This window comes from Chitinophaga filiformis (genome assembly GCF_021646545.1).
In the GTDB taxonomy this organism is placed as follows: domain Bacteria; phylum Bacteroidota; class Bacteroidia; order Chitinophagales; family Chitinophagaceae; genus Chitinophaga; species Chitinophaga filiformis_A.
The window spans coordinates 75,666-95,468 of sequence record NZ_JAKIRP010000003.1 but is presented as its reverse complement, the minus strand read 5'-3'; the positions used below and the strand labels follow the sequence as shown (position 1 = coordinate 95,468).

General features: G+C 44.9%; 17 protein-coding genes. 6 read left to right on the top strand and 11 right to left on the bottom strand.

All coding sequences use genetic code 11. The annotated features are described in order from the left end of the window. Positions 1 to 35: 35 nt before the first annotated feature. Positions 36 to 1,019, bottom strand: coding sequence for a glycosyl hydrolase family 18 protein (locus L3C95_RS10220; RefSeq protein ID WP_236386526.1), 984 nt, complete (start codon positions 1,017 to 1,019; stop codon positions 36 to 38). A gap of 512 nt (positions 1,020 to 1,531) precedes the next feature. On the opposite strand from L3C95_RS10220, the gene L3C95_RS10215 reads away from it, so the two are divergent. Then, positions 1,532 to 2,338 (top strand): phosphatase PAP2 family protein, encoded by an 807-nt coding sequence (locus L3C95_RS10215; protein WP_236386527.1) that lies wholly within the window; start codon positions 1,532 to 1,534, stop codon positions 2,336 to 2,338. Between the two features lie 86 nt (positions 2,339 to 2,424). On the opposite strand, the gene L3C95_RS10210 is transcribed toward L3C95_RS10215, so the two are convergent. The 3 genes from L3C95_RS10210 to L3C95_RS10200 all read right to left on the bottom strand — a co-directional run bounded on the left by L3C95_RS10210 (position 2,425) and on the right by L3C95_RS10200 (position 4,846). Then, the gene (locus L3C95_RS10210; protein ID WP_236386528.1) at positions 2,425 to 2,961 is read right to left on the bottom strand and encodes a hypothetical protein; all 537 of its coding nucleotides are present in this window, start codon (positions 2,959 to 2,961) and stop codon (positions 2,425 to 2,427) included. Positions 2,962 to 3,171: 210 nt separating this feature from the next. Then, positions 3,172 to 4,422 carry an adenosylmethionine--8-amino-7-oxononanoate transaminase gene (gene bioA, locus L3C95_RS10205; RefSeq protein ID WP_262915849.1) on the bottom strand — a complete coding sequence of 417 codons (1,251 nt, stop codon included), beginning with the start codon at positions 4,420 to 4,422 and terminating at the stop codon, positions 3,172 to 3,174. Between the two features lie 34 nt (positions 4,423 to 4,456). Then, the gene (locus L3C95_RS10200; RefSeq protein WP_236386531.1) at positions 4,457 to 4,846 is read right to left on the bottom strand and encodes a VOC family protein; all 390 of its coding nucleotides are present in this window, start codon (positions 4,844 to 4,846) and stop codon (positions 4,457 to 4,459) included. A 215-nt stretch (positions 4,847 to 5,061) separates the two neighbouring features. On the opposite strand from L3C95_RS10200, the gene L3C95_RS10195 reads away from it, so the two are divergent. Beyond that, positions 5,062 to 6,069: an RNA ligase (ATP) gene (locus L3C95_RS10195; protein WP_236386533.1), complete on the top strand. Its 1,008-nt coding sequence runs from the start codon at positions 5,062 to 5,064 to the stop codon at positions 6,067 to 6,069. Between the two features lie 37 nt (positions 6,070 to 6,106). Here the strand turns inward: L3C95_RS10195 and L3C95_RS10190 are convergent, their stop codons facing one another. From L3C95_RS10190 to L3C95_RS10160, 7 genes are all read right to left on the bottom strand, one after another. Next, positions 6,107 to 6,796 (bottom strand): outer membrane beta-barrel protein, encoded by a 690-nt coding sequence (locus L3C95_RS10190; RefSeq protein WP_236386536.1) that lies wholly within the window; start codon positions 6,794 to 6,796, stop codon positions 6,107 to 6,109. Positions 6,797 to 6,883: 87 nt separating this feature from the next. Next, positions 6,884 to 7,585, bottom strand: coding sequence for an outer membrane beta-barrel protein (locus L3C95_RS10185; RefSeq protein WP_236386538.1), 702 nt, complete (start codon positions 7,583 to 7,585; stop codon positions 6,884 to 6,886). A gap of 64 nt (positions 7,586 to 7,649) precedes the next feature. After that, positions 7,650 to 8,345 carry an outer membrane beta-barrel protein gene (locus L3C95_RS10180; protein WP_236386541.1) on the bottom strand — a complete coding sequence of 232 codons (696 nt, stop codon included), beginning with the start codon at positions 8,343 to 8,345 and terminating at the stop codon, positions 7,650 to 7,652. A gap of 84 nt (positions 8,346 to 8,429) precedes the next feature. After that, complete coding sequence (locus L3C95_RS10175) at positions 8,430 to 9,119, bottom strand: outer membrane beta-barrel protein (protein WP_236386543.1); 690 nt, start codon at positions 9,117 to 9,119, stop codon at positions 8,430 to 8,432. Between the two features lie 334 nt (positions 9,120 to 9,453). Beyond that, entirely contained in the window at positions 9,454 to 9,846 is a 393-nt protein-coding gene (locus L3C95_RS10170) for a PKD domain-containing protein (RefSeq protein WP_236386545.1), read from the bottom strand. Positions 9,847 to 10,015: 169 nt separating this feature from the next. Beyond that, positions 10,016 to 11,869: a glycosyl hydrolase family 28-related protein gene (locus tag L3C95_RS10165; RefSeq protein ID WP_236386548.1), complete on the bottom strand. Its 1,854-nt coding sequence runs from the start codon at positions 11,867 to 11,869 to the stop codon at positions 10,016 to 10,018. Between the two features lie 95 nt (positions 11,870 to 11,964). Beyond that, a complete protein-coding gene (locus tag L3C95_RS10160; RefSeq protein ID WP_236386551.1) occupies positions 11,965 to 12,693 on the bottom strand; it encodes a GntR family transcriptional regulator in 729 nt (242 codons plus the stop codon). Positions 12,694 to 12,904: 211 nt separating this feature from the next. Between L3C95_RS10160 and L3C95_RS10155 the strand changes: the two genes are divergently transcribed. Genes L3C95_RS10155 through L3C95_RS10140 form a run of 4 tightly spaced genes read left to right on the top strand, consistent with a single transcriptional unit; the run spans position 12,905 to position 19,803 of the window. Next, positions 12,905 to 15,781: a glycoside hydrolase family 38 C-terminal domain-containing protein gene (locus L3C95_RS10155; protein WP_236386553.1), complete on the top strand. Its 2,877-nt coding sequence runs from the start codon at positions 12,905 to 12,907 to the stop codon at positions 15,779 to 15,781. A 17-nt stretch (positions 15,782 to 15,798) separates the two neighbouring features. Then, the gene (locus L3C95_RS10150) at positions 15,799 to 17,655 is read left to right on the top strand and encodes a class I mannose-6-phosphate isomerase (RefSeq protein WP_236386555.1); all 1,857 of its coding nucleotides are present in this window, start codon (positions 15,799 to 15,801) and stop codon (positions 17,653 to 17,655) included. Next, entirely contained in the window at positions 17,639 to 18,955 is a 1,317-nt protein-coding gene (locus L3C95_RS10145) for an MFS transporter (protein ID WP_236386557.1), read from the top strand. The genes L3C95_RS10150 and L3C95_RS10145 overlap by 17 nt, the downstream gene beginning before the upstream one ends. Further along, positions 18,952 to 19,803 carry an ROK family protein gene (locus L3C95_RS10140; protein ID WP_236386559.1) on the top strand — a complete coding sequence of 284 codons (852 nt, stop codon included), beginning with the start codon at positions 18,952 to 18,954 and terminating at the stop codon, positions 19,801 to 19,803. Before L3C95_RS10145 ends, L3C95_RS10140 begins: the two co-directional genes overlap by 4 nt.

The following is a 19,803-nucleotide window of genomic DNA, read 5'->3' as shown; positions in this document are numbered from 1 at the left end:
CCGGGCTAAGACTCCTTGCCCGGCTGTTCCAGCTGCTATTTCTTCAGTCGCTGGATGATATTCGTTGTGTAACTCACATCCTTTGTGATATTTCCGTTCTGGTCCTTGCTGTTGTAACTGCATCCAAAGATGAATTCCATCATACCGCTGCCGGGAGCGGAGGTCCTCAGTGTATCTGCTATTTTCAGCTGCTCACCCGGTAACGTAGCCTGTCCGGCATTGATGGCGCAACCTGCGCCCACGCCGATCAACACATTCTGGCGGTTGCCGATGCCATCTCCGTATGATTTTACCCATTTCATTACATCTGTGGCTTTGTTCCAGTACGACATGGTCATTACGTAGTCAATGTATTGTTTGGACCTTTTGATCTGCTCCAGGTTGTAGTTGTTATAGTCCACTACCGACAAGATTCTGCCCGTTTTTGACAAGGGGCCAACGTATTTGCTGAGGGCAATAATACCCGAGTCAATATTCGCGGTTCTGACATTGCCGTATTCCAGGTCAAGGTCTATCCCGTCAAATTTCCATTTGTCCAGGGAATCTTTTACGACTTTCGCCATGGAGTCGGCCGCAGCAGCGGATAGTTTTACCAGTCCGCCGGCAAAGGATGTTGCCACTATCCTGATGCCTCTTTGCTGGAGGGCGTGCGCTTTAGTCAACACATCGCTCCATTCATTCTGACCTGACACGCCTCTGTGTTCAAATTCCCAGCCTCCTGTAGCTGTTCTGCCTATGCCCAGCGTGAAAATGTTAACAACGTCCACGCCGTCGGGCATAGCATCCAAAGGCCCTACGGTTGATCTGTCGTAGCAACAGCCTCCCCAGTAATCGACCATAATGGGTCTCTTCGTGAGAGGTTTACCATAGAATGGAGAAGTGTCTTCGTGGTGTGTAGTGTCGGGGCCTGGCGGATTGTTACCATTGTCTTTTTTACAGGAATGGGATAAAGTCAGCATTGTACTCAAACATAACAGCAGGGCGGAAGTTTTTACGATAAAGTAGAATTTGGGTTTCATGTGTAACCGGATAATTTTTTAACGTTAAATGAATCTTTAAAATAGGCATCAGCAAATGTCGTCACGGGCAATTGCCACCCGGTAAGCAGGTGTATAAGTTTAAAATAATAAACACGGGTGATGGTAATGTTATGAAGGCAGTCGCTGACAGCAGTAATAAACGCATGAAATGAGATATTCGTATAACGTAAGATTTCTATCCTCTGGTCAGTTGCAGATGGCTCCTATTGTAACAACACCATGATAAGCAGGTAGGCAAATATTGAATACCTGGAATCGCAAATAAGATCCAATTAAATTTCTCTTCGCCAGTTTTTCTACAGATTTGACCGCTAAGTTTGTTTCGTCAAACAGAAATTATATTATAATAATTTAAAATATTATTCTATTTTTAATAGCAAGCCAGGTGAAAACACCTGGCAGATAAAGGGAGGGATTACACCGCAACAATGTGAATAATCTACCTGACATCTGAATCGTCGATTTACTTATTCCTACAACTGTTATACACTATGTGTAAGAAATTCTTATGCCTTTGCCTGCTCATAGCGGGGCTGCTACCTCATGTCTCATCAGCACAGCAGCAGGATAGTATTATTAATACGGCTGCGCCGAAGTTCCAACCGGATTCGTTTTATCAGCATCGCCCGGAGAATATTAAAAGGCGTTACAAGGGACTATTATTGGTACCTGCCACATTTATTGTTTATGGAGCGGCTTCTCTGAGCGTAAATAGTTTAAAAGGCGTAAATAATCACTTTAAAGAAGAAATATACCTGGAGGGAAACCGTAGGGTCTATGATTTCGATAATTACCTGCAGTATGCTCCTGCTTTCCTGGTATATGGCCTGAACGCGGCCGGTATCAAAGGGAAGAATAATTTCTTAGACCGTACTGCTATTTATGCGATGGCTAATATCATCATGGGAAGTACGGTTATGGCTACCAAACATCTTACGCACGAGAAACGGCCGGATGGATCTAATTATCTATCCTTTCCTTCAGGGCATACAGCTACAGCATTTGCTGCTGCTGAATTTATGATGCGGGAATATAAGGATGTATCTATCTGGTATGGCGTAGCGGGTTATGCAATGGCTGCAGCAACAGGATATCTGCGTATGTCGAATAACAGGCACTGGTTGGGAGACATAGTAGCGGGAGCGGGTGTGGGTATACTTTCAACCGAGCTGGCTTATTATTTATATCCCTCGGTGAAAAGGATATTCAGGAATAAGAAAACGGATATAGCCAATGTGATATTACCAACCTATCAGCAGGGAACTTTTGGGCTCAGTGTGGTGCATACTTTTAATTAGGTATTCGTCATTGATAAAAGCGCACATATATCTCCTCGAAAAAGGGGATGCCATATCCCCGGATTTGGGGATATGGCTTGCACCTGTTATTTATTCACGACTGGCATCAATCCGTTGAATTCTCCGGACACTTTGGCATCGCCATAATCCAGTATATATGTTATGCGGTATGCTTCAGTTGGAGGATCTTTCTGAATGGTGATCCTGCCATCCTGCAGGTCTGTCAGCTGTTTGCCAGTACCGGGCGTAATGACATTGTTAGCGAAACTGGCGCCCAATACAACATCAGCAGCACTGAAATTCACACGCTTGTCGAATCCGGCGGCACCCGCTTCTTTGAACGTATATGTCTGCCCGTTCACAAATGTATCTACCTGAAAGGAAACACCATCAATCTTGCCACTAAAAGAGGCTTCATTGATATTCACGTTGGACATCAGCATTCTTCCACCTTCTTCCACACTCCATTGTACACGGAAACCGAAAGGCGTTTCGGTAGTCTGTTTGTCTTGTCCCTCAATAGTAAAGGCGCTCTCAGGAGTCTGATTGTTGTTGTCGTCATCTTTATTGCAGGCAGTAAGCAACGCTACAGCGGCAGCGACGCTGAAAAGTAGTCTTCTCATGGTTTTGTTGTTGTTGTTTTAAATGAAATTCAGGTTTTTAATAAATGGTTGCATATTTCATCGGAGAGGAAATGTTGTGTCTTAATATTGTCCCACTAGTGAAAATATATTTTTGCGCAGATTCCTATTGACAAGAATAATGCCAGATCAGGAAGGCATTTGCGGCGTATTCATAAAAAAGGGCTGACCAATTTGGCAGCCCAGTATAGTTTATTTTATTTGTTGAACCCAGTCCTTCATCACTTGCAGGATAGTCAGTAACTCTTGCTCACTGATGATATATGGAGGCATCAGGTATAACACATTGCCGATAGGACGGAGCCATACTCCATGTTGCTGGGAGAACTCCTTAAAGCCTGAGAGGCAGGCTGCGTCTTTCATTTCAAGGGCGCCGAGTGCTCCTATTGATCTTTTGGCTATAATAGCAGGAGAAGTGAAAGTATCAAACTCACGGCGTATGATAGACTGAATGTTTTCTATTTTCTGCAGATAATGTTCCTCTTCAATAATGGCGATGCTTTGCAATGCCACGGCACAGGCAAGTGGATTGGCCATAAAGGTAGGCCCATGCATCAATGCCTTTTCATAATCATCTCCGAGGAAGCTGTCGAATACTGGCGATGTGGCGAGCGTAGCAGCATGTCCCATATAACCTGCCGTCAGTGCTTTACCCAGTATCATGATATCGGGTGTAACACCGGCATGTTCAGCAGCAAACATTTTACCCGTACGGCCAAAACCTGTGGCTACTTCATCGAACACGAAAAGTACATTATACCTGGTACAGAGCTCACGGGCCGTTTTCATGTAAAGCGGCGAATAAATGTTAAAACCGCCTGCGCATTGCACAATAGGCTCAACTATAAAAGCGGCAATGTTCTGATGTTCACTTTGCAAGAGTGCTTCCAGTTTGTCAGTAGCCGTTTTCACTACGGCTGCATCGGCGTTAAATCCTCCTTCAGGAATATCCAGTATAAATCCTCTTCTGAGTACATCCGAAAATGCACGGGTGAAATCAGAATCGTCGCTGACTTCCATGGCTTTGAAAGTATCGCCATGATACCCATTTCTCAGTGATATGATCTTGCTTTTGCCATGATAACCGATATTCTTCCAATACTGGATACTCATTTTCAGCGCTACTTCAACGCCAATAGAACCACTGTCAGAAAAAAAGACATGATTGAGGCCCTGAGGTGTGATGCTGACAAGTTTCGCAGCCAGATCAATGGCCGGATTATGTGTCATGCCGCCCAACATAACATGGGCGAATTTGTTTGCCTGCGTAAGTAAGGCGGCGTTGAGCGCCGGATGATTATATCCATGTATGACTGACCACCAGGAAGAGATCCCGTCAATCAGCGAGCGGCCATCTTCCAGGTGCATGATCACACCTTCTCCGGATACCATCTTTGGCAACTCGCTTATTTTTCTCATTTGCGTATACGGATACCACAGCATAGTCTTCAAAAAATTCCCGCAAAGATATTAAATCTTAATTTTCTTCTGTCTGTAATACAGAGATGATATTTCCTGCGGGATCTTCAAACCAGGCGATCAATGGTCCGCCATTTCGCCGGCAGATGCCTTTCTCATCTGTTTTGATCGGCTCATTATATTGCAGAAAACGCACACCTCTTGCCGTGAGACCATCTACAGCCTCTTCTATATTGTCTACCGGGAAATTGAGGATCGTAAAAGTGGCGGGTGTATGGTTGTCTTTTTGATAGATCATGATGCCACCTCCTCCATGGATGTTCAGTTGTAAAACGTTACCACCCATTATTTCCTCTACATCAAGCCCAAGTGTTTTACTGTAAAATTCCTTTGCCCTGTTGATGTCATTTACCGAAAATCCGCTGAATGCTTTCGTGTTTTTAAACATAATGGTAAGGTTTGGTGAGTGATACTAAAGTTAGCATCAATAAATGGACCGGACAGGGGGCAAATGCGGCAATTGAGTAGGAAGATTAGCCCAATTATTTGACAGATAAAATAAAATGCATATATTTGCGGCCCTTATCTATATACCTGGCCTCTATAGATGGAATAAAACAACATTTGTAACCCAACAAAAACTTCACATTCGAAAGTACAACAATGGAAAGGAAATTGGTATCCCCGGTTGTTATAGACGACATACAACCTATTGCCGGGGCTGATCTGATAGAAGTAGCCACCGTTAAAGGGTGGAAATTAGTGGTCAAGAAAAATGAATTCCACATCGGCGATCATGCGGTGTATTGTGAAATAGATTCATTCCTGCCTGTCAGGGAAGAATTTGAATTTCTCAGGAAAAGCTCTTACCGGAAAATGGGAGAGCAGGAAGGTTTCAGGCTCAAAACAATGAAGCTGAGAGGGCAGATCTCCCAGGGATTATTGCTGCCTGTCAGTCTGCTGGAAGGATACACTTACCAGATCGGAGAAGATGTATCTGCACGTTTGGGCATCATCAAATATGAACCTCCTATACCTGCTGCTTTAGGCGGCATTGCAAAGGGCTTATTCCCTTCTTTCATGCCTAAGACAGACGAAGAAAGGCTCCAGAACCTGAGCGGCCAATACGAATCCTTCAGGCAACATACTTTTTACGTTACCGAAAAGCTGGATGGTTCTTCTGTTACTTTTTACCTGAATGAAGGCGTGTTTGGTGTATGCTCACGTAATCTCGACCTGGAGGAAACAGCAGATAATACCTTCTGGAAAATCGCAAGAGCTGAAAACATAGAGGAGAAGCTGGCTGCCCTGGGCAAGAATATCGCTATACAGGGAGAGTTGATCGGAGAGGGTGTACAGGGTAATGCTTACGGCCTCAGAGGACAAACAGTACGATTCTTCAATGCCTTTGATATAGATCGCTATGAATACCTGGCATTGGATGAATTTAAAGCGCTGATTGCATCGCTTGGACTGCATACAGTGCCTATCCTGGATCTGCAGTACACCTTGCCTGCATCATTGGATGAATTGCTGACGATTGCAGATGGTGTGTCGGTCTTAAGTCCGCAGGGCAAAGCGGTGGAAAGGGAAGGGTTAGTGATCCGTTCAACAGATAGGAAGATTTCGTTTAAAGTGATCTCAAATAAGTTCCTGCTGAACGAAAGATAAAAAAGGTGCTCGCCGGTAGGCAGAGCACCTTTTTCCATTAACTGAATTTTTTGAGGAAGTAACCTACGCTTATGCCTAAATAGCCGTTGTAGCTTCTGACAACAGTATAGCTGGTATTATTAGTTCCCAGGCTATAAATAACATTAAAGAACAAGCCATTCTTCAGTTCATAACCTCCGAGCAAGTTGATTCCTACATCGTAAGGTTTCATATAATCTACACCCAGCTCACTGTGATCGCTATTGAACGGCGGGTACTTTTTATATTTTATGATGTTATAATCAAGCGAAGAATGCCGCCCATCCTGATAACCCTCCACTCTTTCTCTGCCACTTACACCGCGGCCGATATAGGGACCTGCTCCCAGAAATAACCTACCATTACCGATCTTTGGTTTATACAACAGGTGTGCTTGTAATTCAAGATAGAGAAGACGCCTTTTGTATTCGTAATGAGTATCATATATATCGGCAATGGTTGAATAATTATAGCTCTTTTGGTTAAAGATCACTTGTGGCTGCAGATAGAAATTCTTCCATAAATGCTGATCTGCTACCAATCCGGCGCGCCATCCGGTTCCGTAGGATACTTTATAGTTCCAGGGCTCCCAGTTGACGTCAGGATATACGAAGGATAAATTATATCCGCCGATAACACCTATGGATGTTTGAGCATAGGCGGGCGCTATACCAGTGGCTAGTAAAATAAATAGTATAATCTTTTTCATGAATCTGGATTGTTCTGAACAGTGAGATGAATTGCATGTAGCGCTATATGTTGCGTTCTTATATACGCTGTGATAACATATTGCTGCTTAGCTGAATCTTTTTAGGAAGTAACCTGCTGTCAGGCCGAAATAAGTGTTTTTACTTTCAAATCCCCTGGTATATCCACGATTGTTTAATTCCCTGCCATAGGTGACATTGAAAAACAGGCCGTTCTTTAGTTCGTAACCTGCAAGGAAGTTAAATCCTACATCATAAGGTTTTACGTGGACCACATTACCATAGCTGTAATCAGGTTTTTTGTTCCTGTAAACTATGGCAGAGTAGTTAGTGGAGCTTTGCAGCACTCCGTTCTGATCGTAAGATTGTATATCCCATGTTTCCAGGCCACCGATGCCCCGGGCAATATAAGGACCTGCACCAACAAATAACTTACTTTTACCGATCTGTTGTTTAAACAGGAGGTTGGCCTGTAATTCGAGATAGAGAAGCCGTGTTTTGAATTCGCCAGTTGCATAAGCGGGTGCTACGTTAGTGGTGAAAGGTCTATTGTAGCCCTTCTCGTTCAATAACAATTGTGGCTGAAGGTAGAATTTCTTCCATAAACGTTTGTCTGCTACCAATCCCGCACGCCATCCTGACCGGGAAGATACCTTGTATCCCAGCACTTCATGATTGGATTTAGGATAAATTGAGTTTAAATTATATCCTCCAATAATGCCTACGGATGTCTGCCCAAAAGATGGCGTTATGCCGATGGCCAGCAAGGCTAACAGGATGATTTTTTTCATGATTTTTAAATTAGTGGATAAGAATAAAGGTTGATTGTATGCGAATTGGAAAGGATGTTGCCAATTAACTGAATTTTTTAAAGAAATAACCTACGCTCAGACCGAAATAAGTGTTTTTGTCTATATTGCCGGAGGAATGGCCGTGGAAGATGTGGTTTAACCCCAGACTATAAACTGCATTAAAGAATAGGCCATTTTTAAGCTCATAACCTGCCTGGAAGTTAACGCCTATATCATAGGGCTTCAGGTAAGTAACACCATCCGCCTCAGCACCAATCGGCTCTTTATCACGGTATTTTATCGGATAGTAATTGGAAATTCTGCGGCCATTCCATTCCTCATCGTACCTATCTTTACCAGAGATGCCTCTGCCAATATATGGTCCTGCGCCGGCAAAAATCTTTCCTGCTCCGGTCTGCTGTTTAAACAGCAGACTGGTTTGCAGTTCGAGATATGTGAACCGCCTTCTCGCATATACAAAGCTGTATTGGACTGCATCGGAGCTAGTAACGTCGATGTTATGACCTTTGGTATTTAAGAGCAATTGTGGCTGAAGATGGAATTTGCCGAATAAATGATGATCTGTGATGATGCCAGCTCTCCAACCAGCGTAAGGGTTGACATCAAGACCACTTGCTTTTGTGTTATTCCGGGAACGTAGTGAAGCATGATTATATCCACCAATAATGCCTATGGATGTCTGCGCAAAAGCAGGTGCTGTACAGATGGCCAGCAAAGCTAACAGTATGAAGTTTTTCATGAAATGTCGGATTAATTAAAACAAGGGAAAGACCGGATGAAATGTTGACTAGTTCCAGTTACTACTGAAGCAAGGTCATATGAGTTAGCTTAATTTTTTTAAGAAATAGCCTACGCCCAATCCGAAATAGGTGTTTTTAGATTTGAGCTCTTTGCTATAGTTATAGTTAGTTAACCCCAGACTATACACTGCGTTAAAGAACAAGCCATTTTTACATTCGTAACCTGTCTGAAAGTTAAGTCCGGCATCATAAGGCTTCTGATAAGAAACGGTGGCGTCATTGCCGCTTTCCTTCCTGAACTTTATAGGGAATTTCTGATCGTAAGATGTTGTTCCGTCGCTATAAACCTGAAACCCCCTGGCTCTTAATTTGCCGCCGATGCCCCGGCTTAGGTATGGACCGGCTCCTATCAATAATTTGCCGCTACCCAAAGGTTCCTTAAATAATAAATTAGCTTGTAATTCCAGATAAAGCATCCGGAGAATGCGTTCACTAGAAAAGGCAAAGGGGCCATTATAATAATAACGGGATTTATAACCTTTGCTATTCAACAATAATTGTGGTTGGAGATGGAATTTCTTCCATAGTCGATGGTCCGCTATCAGGCCGGCACGCCATCCTTGTTTGAAATCATAATCCCAGCTGCCATACATTTGTTTTTGTTTCGGATGTAGCGACGCCAGATTATATCCTCCAATAACGCCTACGGATGTCTGAGAATAAACGGGTAACATGCTGATGGCCAGCAAGGCTAACAGTAAAATTTTTTTCATGAACGTTTGGGTTTTGTTTGCATCGAAAGTAAATCAATCGCTCTAAAAGAAAAGTTAAACTGAACAGTTTGAATGACCGTTCACGCTATTTTAACTTTTTGTTTTCGTTTACGCCGTGAAGTACTTTATATAACATAAAAGCCTCACCATTTTGTTGATACATATACAGCTTGCCGATTCGTTATTAAATGAGCGTACCCGCGTAATAGTGATTTGTCGATGTATAAGAATACAGAAGGTGCAATAGTAAAAAAATGCTTTAACAGAAAGGCGTATAAAAAAATCAGGAGAAGGATATGCTCCTTCTCCTGCGATGAAACAATGTAGCTTGCGATTACATGGAAATAATGATTGTTTTTTCAATCACAAATGTCTCACCAGTTACATATCGTACAGTCATCGTTACATTATATGCACCTGCATAATAGAAAGAGTGATTGACGCCAATTTTGTTCAATACAGGGGGCGTACCATCACCGAAATCCCAGTCAACAGATGCTACGTTGTCACGCTCGGTTGGACCAGGTACAGACAGGATGAATGTAGCGACCCATTCACCGGGATTTACCGAGCCGTAAGGACGAACAAAGTGAAAAAAGTCCGGCGTTGGTACGGTGTCTGTGGCTGATTGTGAGATTTTTGTGTTGTTAGTAGATTGAATGGTAGTATTTGCGTACATGCCAATGCTTGCAAATACGAGGAGAACGGCTAACAATGATCTTTTCATAGTAGAAGGGATTTTGGGTAAACAAAAAATAAAAATATTTTCACAGTGAAAATAGACAGTAACTAATGATGTAAAATGTTAAAATACTGCAGTTGAGTATATGTACTCAGCCGGAATAAAGGCTGTCCACCATAGGAAAACAGCCCTTATTTATATGGATATTAGCCCATTAGTACGCGTCTGTCTCTATTGTCAGGAATGTATGATAGTCAACGCCTGTTGTACCGCCGGAATAATCCGATACTGTGACTCCTACACTTAAATTACCCGTTGCGTTCGCGGTGAATGGAATCACATGACAAACCATGCGCATCCCGGTGCCATAAAGCTTGTGGAACTGTGCGCTACTGCCTGGCGCATTGGGAATGGTCACACTTACACCAGACGTGGCGAGTTGAAGTACCTGTCCTGCAACAGAAGGATTAAATGCACCTACAAGGGTGATCCTTCCTTTCATACCATTGTACACAGGAATGGAAGCAGTACTAACGGACAACAGATTGCTGCTGCTGTAGGTATTTACAGGAACGTTTGCAAAAGCTTTCTGAGTTGATAAACCATTGCCCCGCAGATTTGATACAGTAATACTGTTGTTAGACGGATTATTAATGATAGCGCCACTTCCCGCGTGTAGAACACCTTCGATATTGGTGAATGAAACATTCGCCCCTTTTATGTTCACCGCGTTTATGACATTCTGATTGCTTGTCAGCTTGGAGATATTGAATACGGTGGAGTCGCTGTCCAACTCTACAATGGCGCCGTTAATGCTGGTTGGGGAAACCTTTTCCACATACACACCTGTGATGTTAAGATGCGCTATTCGTGGCCCGATCTGAATAGCGTTGTCGTTTATGCCGTTAAAGACGTTGTCAGATATTTCAGTCAGCAGGCTCCATATACCAGGGGTCAGATTGCTGATCTTAATAGCTCCCTGATGGATATTGTTACTAGCGATAGTGTTGGTGCGTGCATTGGCAGGTGTTGCTAGTGCATTATCTCTTTCCAGGAGAATTGAATAAGCCCTGTAGCCGCCGATGTACAAGCCACCTTCGTCATTAAAAGGCAACTGAATACCGATATAGTTGCCGATGATCTTCCAGAAAGCGGCGTTTCTCATGTAAATGCCATACTGGGCATTATCAATTGTACATCCTTCAATAACGAGTCCTTCGTTGGTGAAATCGCCACCCGAGTAAGTTGACTCGGATTTGATACCGTAGGAACCTGCATTATTGGATCCTGCACAATAAATAACCGTATCCCTTACTATACTTTCAGCGTGTTTATTCTGAAAGTAGATGCCGTTCAAGTTGCCTGACAGCCAGCAATTATCTACCAGTATATTACGGCAGATATTAAACTTAATCGCAGTGTCAAAATCGACAATATTACATTGAATGACGCGGATAAATTTGTAGAACGCAAGGTCTTCGAGAATGATGGGAGGATTTTTTTTTGCGTAACCGCTAAAACTAAGGCAGGTGGTGCCGGAAGTTTTTCCTTTCCCCTGGAAGTTTACCTCTACGAACTCAATTCCTTCGGCGTTTACTTGTGCCGGCTGATTCAGTGTGAAAGTGAAAAGTGTACCGCCGGTAAAATCAGCTGTGATGAGACACCTGTTGCCTACAAATCGCACACTCGAATATCCTACAAAGGACAAACCAGCCGTTAATCGGTAATTACCACGTCCCAGCAGAATCTCTGATCCGGAACCTGCTGTTTGAATACATTTGGTAAATGCTGTATCATCTGCTGTAATACCATCTCCTTTTGCTCCAAACCAGCGAATATTCAGTGAAGATGTGTAAATACGTTTCCATCTTCCGGTTGTTACCGGCGTGCCTCCGACGGTCACTGAGAAGATCGTACCTAAGTTGTCTGCTTCGGTTGAATCTGCATCCCAGTAAAACTCACCACCTCCCTTATCATCGGGCGCATAATATCCCAGCAGGGTGCTGATTTCATTAGAGGAGGGGATTGCAGAGAGGGTCTTTAACTCACTGACGTTGTTAAATGTCATGTTCCAAATCTTTGAGGTTAATTGCAAAAATGCTACTCAAAGATCGCTTGTCACTACGCATGGAAAATACGTAGTCAAACATAAAAAACCACTACCTATCTTCTGCTTTCAACCGTATAAATAAAGCTGTCAGACTTGTAATAACCCAGGTTTAATTCTACAGGTTTATCTGACTGATCATATACAAAACGTTTACGGAACAGTATAGGACTACCGGTGTCTATCTCCAGCTTACCCGCAATGAAATTGTCTGCTGCTTTAGCACTGATCTCTTCTTTTGAAAGCGTTGCAATAACATTGTAATCCTGTTCCAGTATCTCGTATAGCGGACGCTTAAAGTCTTCTTCACCACTAAGGCCGATAACGGGATGAAAGTAAGACACGAAATATACAAACGGTCCTTCCGGACGTCCTCTCAGTCTTTCCAGCTTCAGGACCTTCTCTTCCGGTTTGATGCCAAAGAAATGAATGATCTCCTCATTCGGTTTCACCCAGCTGATATGTAGTTCGAAGTTCCTGATAGGAATGCCCCTGGCTGCCATCTCCTGTGAGAAACTTTTCCAGTTCATCGATTTCGAGCTAACCGTCTTTTCCGATACCCGGGTACCAATCCCTTTCTTGCGGATCAGTAATCCTTCGTATACCAATTTGTTCAGGGCCTGCCTGAGCGTGGTGCGGGATATTTCCAGCTGTTGGGATAACTCTACCTCGTTGGGCAGGAACTTGCCATTCCTGAACTGAGGATCCTCAATCATTTTCCGCAATAATTCCTCTGCCTGAATATGCAGGGGAACGGCGCTGTTATGGTCTATAGAAAAGTTCATATACAAAGAAATGTCAAAAGTAATGGACTATGTCCAGAAAGACAGCAAAAAATATTTGCTTTCTATGATCATTGTCCATATGTTTGTACATATAAAAATCAATGAAAAGTCCGAATTTACGAATGTTTCTATGGAAATAAGACTAAATAAGACGAGATGAACGAATATAATGTATGTACATATAGCTTAAAATAAACTGCTGAACCGGAACATGACAAAATACTATCTGCTTTTACTGGTATGGTGCGGGATCTGTACCACCACAAAAGCACAGCACAAAGAGCAGGTGTTCACGTCAATAGAACTGAAACCTACCGTCGCTTATCTGAAGTATGAAGGACGGGCCGCCAGGATGGTGCGCCTCCTGTTCCATGGCGGAAAGAACTATACTGCCGCCACGGCTTTCATTAGTTTCAACGGCCTGAAAGACAGTATCAGGATCAATCCAGGCGAAAAGGGACTGGAAGTGTTTGAACTGCCCCTGCCAGGTAGTCCCGTACAGCATCAAACACAGCTATATGTGAGGCTGGCCGCGGGCGGAAGGGAATACACCGCCCGCTGTATGGTAGCGCCTGCACCTGAGTGGAAGGTATACCTGCTGCCACATTCTCATGTAGACATTGGATATACTAATGTGCAGGAGAAAGTGATGCGCCTGCATATGAACAATATTGACGAAGCTATTAAGATTGCGCAGCGTACACAGAACTATCCCGCAGACGCGCGTTATAAGTGGAATACAGAGGCTTTCTGGGTGGTTGACCACTATCTCGCGGCAGCAGATGAAGCGAAGAAAAAGGCATTCTGGGACGCTGTTAAAAAGGGATGGATCAATATTGATGGTGCATATGCAAATATCAATACCAGCGTGACCGATTCCCGGCAGCTCATGCAGATGTTCCATACTGCTGTCAAAACCGCGGGAGAACACGGACTTACTATCAGTACCATGTTCCAGGGAGACATACCTGGCGCCTCCTGGGGACTGTCCAGCCAATCGGCTATTACCGGTATCCGGTATTTCTGGGGTGCTCCTAATGCAGGCGACCGTATCGGGAACTCACCCAAATGGCGCGACCGGCCTTTCTACTGGCAATCGCCCGCCGGCGAGAAAATGCTCTACTGGCAAAGTGAGCCCTATTCCATTGGCTACACACTGAAAGGAAGTAAGATACCGAACTTTTTTACCGTGGAAGATCCCGTGCCTTATTATACCGGCAAGCCATCAGAGAACTTCCTCAATCCATACCTGTTCGACTATCTCGCAGAACTTGACCGGAAGAAGTTCCCTTACAATATGACCATCATGACATGGGCCATGAGTGACAATGCACCGATAGATCCGGAATTGCCCGACGCCGTCAAAGCATGGAATGAAAGATTTGCCTCGCCCCGCCTCGTCATCACATCGGTAAAACAGTTCTTCGGAGATTTTGAAGCTGCTTATAAGGATAAGATCCCGGTTGTTTCCGGCGACTATACAGAATTCTGGACGGACGGTATCGCTTCCGCTGCCTGTGAAACAGGATATAACAGGAATGCTTCCGAGACACTGCAACAAGCAGATGCCATCTGGGCACTGCGTAATAAACAAGGCTATCCCGCTAAAGACTTCGATACTGCCTGGAATAATATCCTCTTGTTTAACGAACATACCTGGGGCGCTTACAACAGCATTTCCCATCCTGAAGATCCTAAAGCCATTTCCCAATGGGGATATAAACGCTCCTTTGCTTTAAAAGGAAAAGAACAATCCGCCAATCTGCTGGCAAAGGCAGCGGCAGGAGAGGCTGCTCCCAATGCAGTGGATGTATACAACACTATTGGTAATATACGTACAGAAGTTGTGATCCTGTCGGCAGCACAAAGTGCAGCCGGTGATCTCGTGAAAGAAGTTAACGGAAAAAGTGTGCCTTCCCAGCGATTGAGCACAGGCGAACTGGCTGTATTGATCCAGCACATCGCACCTTTCTCCAAACAACGTTTCACCATTCATGCCGGTAAGGCCTTCGTCAATACAAAGGCAAGTGTTACTGCCTCTACACTACAGAACGGCCTATACAAAATAGTACTGGATGAAAAGACAGGCAATATCATCCGTCTGGAAAGAACAGGCATTGACCGTAACCTCGCTGATTCAGGAGGTCTGAACAGGTATTCTTATCTACCGGGCGACTCTATCGAAAAGATACAATATGCGGGACCGGCAAAGATCAGCATGAAGGAAAAAGGCCCCTTAGTAGTTAGCTTGCTGGTGGAATCAACCGCTCCGGGTGCGAACGCATTAAGCAGAGAAATACGCCTGGCAGCAGGTACGGACCGCATTGAGATTATCAACACTATTGATAAGAAAGCGGTCAGTGCGAAAGAAGGCGTACACTTTGCTTTCCCTTTTAATGTGGCAAATGCACAGGTGAGATACAGCATTCCCTGGGGAAGTATAAATGTGGAAGCAGACCAGCTACAATACGCCAACAGGAACTGGTATACCGTACAACGTTGGGTGGATGTATCCAATAAAGAATACGGTGTTACCTGGTCAACACCCGACGCCCCGCTGTTTGAAGTGGGCAGGCAAACAACAGCCAACCTGCTGGGAGGATTGTATGATTCTCCGAAATGGATCAACTTCACGGAACAACATCCGGCATTGTATTCCTGGGTAATGAATAATTTGTGGCATACCAACTTCCGCCATGCGCAGGAAGGTATAACCACCTTCCGCTATTATCTGCAGGTACATCATGCTTATGATGCCTTTGCCGTCAATCAGACAGGACTGGCTCATCACCGGCCACTGATAGCAGCTCCTGCAGCAGGCAACGCCAATGAATCTCTTTTCTTTAATATCGATACTAAAGAGGTCTACGTAGAAAGTATCAAACCTGCCGGTGATGGCAAAGGCGTAATACTGTGGCTGGTGAATGCATCAGCTACTGAATCATCTGTTGCACTTACAGCAAAGGACAAAACAGCTGGTCTGAATGTATGGGAAAGCAACATGCTCGAAGAATATAAACAACAATTAAATAACAAAGTAACACTGCCTGCGAAAGGCATTATGATGTTACGTGTTGAGAAGAAATAACAATAATAAGATTGGACATGTCGGACAATGCAATAATAAACCCGGGTATCAGCAGGGTAGAAGAGGGAACTGATAATTGGCGTACCAGCGGTCAGCACCTGCTGCCTTTGCAGCAGACGGCCGCGCCGGAAGGATATAACATCTTTCCAACACATGCCCTGGGGAATGGTAAGATCAGCGTAGGTTACGAAACACTGGCGGACTGGATCATTACACAAGGACAGGTGCAGATAGATGGTTACACGGGTGTACTATGGACTGAGATACACAATTCTCTGGATAAGATCTTCAACAAACGGTCCTTAAAAGTGAAATGGCATTTCACAGAAGATGCGTTGAAAGAGGAGGATATCATCGCCCAAATGGTCCGTCCTTTTATTGGCGATCCAGGAACAGTCTGGGGTACACGCACCTCCTTACAGCTGGCGGATTTCTTTTATGAAGAAAAACTGGCGGCTATGCAACCGGAAGCCGGATATGACCTGCATATCGTGATCGGTACAGGCGCTGCATTGGTACGGGAAAATAGTTCCCTGGTGTACCTGGATATGCCTAAAAATGAACTGCAATACCGTATGCGTGCAGGCGCTGTTACGAACCTGGGCAGCAGTAAACTGGATACCGCGGCAGAGATGTATAAACGTGCCTATTTCGTGGATTGGGTAGTGCTGAACAATTACAAGCAATCGCTGGCAGACAGGATCTCTGTATTTGCAGATACACAATGGGGACATACGCTGACATGGATAAAAGCAAAAGATCTGCAGGCCGGTATTGAACAGATATGCCGGGACACTTTCCGCGTTCGTCCCTGGTTTGAACCTGGTGCATGGGGTGGGCAGTGGATGAAAAAACACATCCCGCAGCTGCCACAGGAAGAGGTAAACCTCGCCTGGTCGTTTGAGATGATCGTACCGGAAAACGGTGTACTCTTTGAAAGTGATAGTTATCTTTTTGAAATTCCCTTTGAATGGCTGATGTTCCTGCAACATACCGCCGTGCTGGGAAAACATGCCGACATCTTCCGATATGAGTTTCCTGTCCGTTTTGATTTCCTGGATACCTTTGACGGTGGTAACCTGTCGATCCAGTGCCATCCCTCACTTCCTTATATCAGAGAGCAGTTTGGCGAGACTATTACACAGGATGAAACATATTATATCCTGGATTGTAAGGAAGGGGCGAGTGTGTATCTTGGTTTTGCAGCGCATATTGATCCGGTTCAGTTCAGAGCCGCACTGGAGAACAGTCAGCTGGAGAACAGACCCGTGCAGATCACGGATTATGTACAGCAGCATAAAGCTAATAAGCATGACCTCTTCCTGATACCCAATTGTACTGTGCACAGCGCCGGGGCTAATAATCTCGTACTGGAGATCAGCGCGACGCCTTACATCTTTACATTTAAGATGTATGACTGGCTGCGTCTGGGACTGGATGGAAAGCCAAGGCCGATCAACATCGATCATGCATTTAAGAATCTGGACTTCAGCAGACAAGGTGCCGTAGTGAAGAAAGAACTGATCTCTGCACCAAAGCTCATAGAAGAAGGCGCCGGCTGGCAGTTATGGCACCTGCCTACACATGCGCAACATTTTTATGATGTTCACCGCCTGGAGATTGTACATGAAGTTACCTTTGATACCGATGGATTTTGCCTGGTAATGATGTTGGTGGAAGGAACGGCTGTCGCAGTAAGAACCGCCAATGGAAAGGAAATTGTGTATCATTATGCAGAGACATTCGTGATCCCTGCAGCAGCAGAAAGTTATACCCTTGTTAATAAAGGACCGGGAACGGCAAAGGTCATAAAAGCCTTTATCAAAGCAGAACACCCGGTTTTCAGTACCATCAGTTATGAAAGCACAATCTGATTTTCTCCTCGTTATGACCACAGTGGTCGCCTCATTGGGAGGCTTCCTCTTTGGCTTTGATATGGCGGTCGTATCCGGCATACTGCCTTTTGTGCGGCAACAGTTCGCATTGTCTGCCCTGCAGGAAGGATGGTTCGTCTCATCTGCACTGGCAGGTTGTATTGCAGGCGTTATCGTTGCCGGTAACCTGAGCGATCGCCTGGGCAGAAAGAAACTGCTCTATATGGCTGCTTTGCTTTTCCTGCTGGCAGCATTGGGATGCGCCTTCTTTCATGCCCTTTCCTGGATCATTGCAGCCCGTATTTTGGGTGGGGTGGCAGTTGGTATTGCTTCGAGTATTGTGCCGCTATATCTGTCTGAAATTGCTCCGGATGATAAAAGAGGACGGCTGGTTACCTATTACCAGCTGGCTGTTACTATTGGCATCCTGGTAGCCTATTGCAGCAATGCACAGTTGCTGTCTTACGCTGAAGCCCATCAGCATGATACCGGCAGAGGACTGCTCCACTTCCTCTTTGTACAGGAGGTATGGCGTGGTATGTTCGGTATTGGTATGCTACCTGCGGCATTATTCCTTCTGGGTCTGCTGTGGGTGCCTGAAAGTCCGCGCTGGCTAATGCAGCGGGGAAAAACGACCGCCAAAGAAGGATACGGCCCCCTATTCGATCCGGCCATGCGCAGGGCTTTGCTGATAGGGATACTATTGCCATTATTCTCACAGTTTAGTGGTATTAATGCGATCATCTATTACGGGCCGACTATTCTCAACAACGCTGGTATTACCCTGAGCAACTCATTCCTCAGTCAGATCATTTTTGGAGCAGCCAATGTGTTCTTTACCATCTTCGCGATCTGGAAGGTGGATAGTCTCGGCAGACGGCCGCTGTACCTATGGGGCACCGCCGGCGCTACTATCAGTCTGATTATGACCGGTATCTGTTTTTATACCGGTGCTACAACAGGTATCGCCCTCCTATGTTGTGTACTGGCTTTTCTTGCTTTCTTTGCATTCTCGATCGGACCACTGAAATTTGTGATCGCAGCGGAGATCTTTCCCGACAATATCCGGGCAAGGGCATTATCTTTAAGCATCATGGTGATGTGGGTGTCTGACACCATCGTCGGACAATTAACACCTGTGCTGCTGCGCAGCCTGGGCACAGCGCAGACCTTCTGGTTCTTCGCTGCATTTTGTCTTGCTGCGTTCATCGCAGTTTACAGGCTGTTACCAGAAACGAAAGGACAATCATTTGAACAGATAGAGCAATATTGGAAAAATACAACGAAACAAACGGCATGAAGGATACACAGGTCTTAAGTGTGGATATAGGTGGCTCTCACATTACAACTGCGTTGGTAGATATGCAGCGCAGAACATTTCTGCCTGATTCTATCTATCGCGAACATATTGATTCACATGCCGGCGCGGCAGAGATCATCAGCAGATGGAGCTATGTAATGAAGAAAAGCATGCTGGCCGGTAACGGTGTTCATCTTATAGGCATTGCCATGCCGGGACCTTTTGATTACGAAGAGGGGATCAGTCTCATTAAAGGACTACATAAATATGAATCCCTCTATGGCCTGAATGTGAAAGATCTGTTAGAAGAACAGCTGGGCATAGAGAAAAAGAATATCAGGATCATGAACGATGCCTCTTGTTTCCTGCAGGGAGAGCTGTTTAACGGTGCTGTGAAAGGCGAGAAGGAGGTATTGGGGCTGACACTGGGTACCGGCTTCGGATCATCCGTAGCAGACAATGGCATAGCCCGGGAGGGCACTTTCTGGAAAACACCTTTCCTGGATGCTACCGCAGAAGAGTACTTCTCTACCCGCTGGTTCCTTCGCCGTTATGAAGAACTGAGCGGCGAAAGAATAAAAAGCGTGAAAGAGCTGGCCGCAATAGCGCGGCAATCATCCTATGCCTTTACAGTGTTTCAGGAGTTTGGCTATAATCTCGCTATGTTCCTGCTGGAACAGCAGCCTATTCCCTCACTGGTGGTACTGGGAGGAAATATCACACAGGCGTTTGACCTGTTCCGCTCCAACCTGGAATATCATATGAAGGACACCCGTTTCCTTGTCTCTGAACTGGGAGAAGAAGCGATCCTGCTGGGAGCTGCCGGTTTCTGGGAAATAGACGGATAG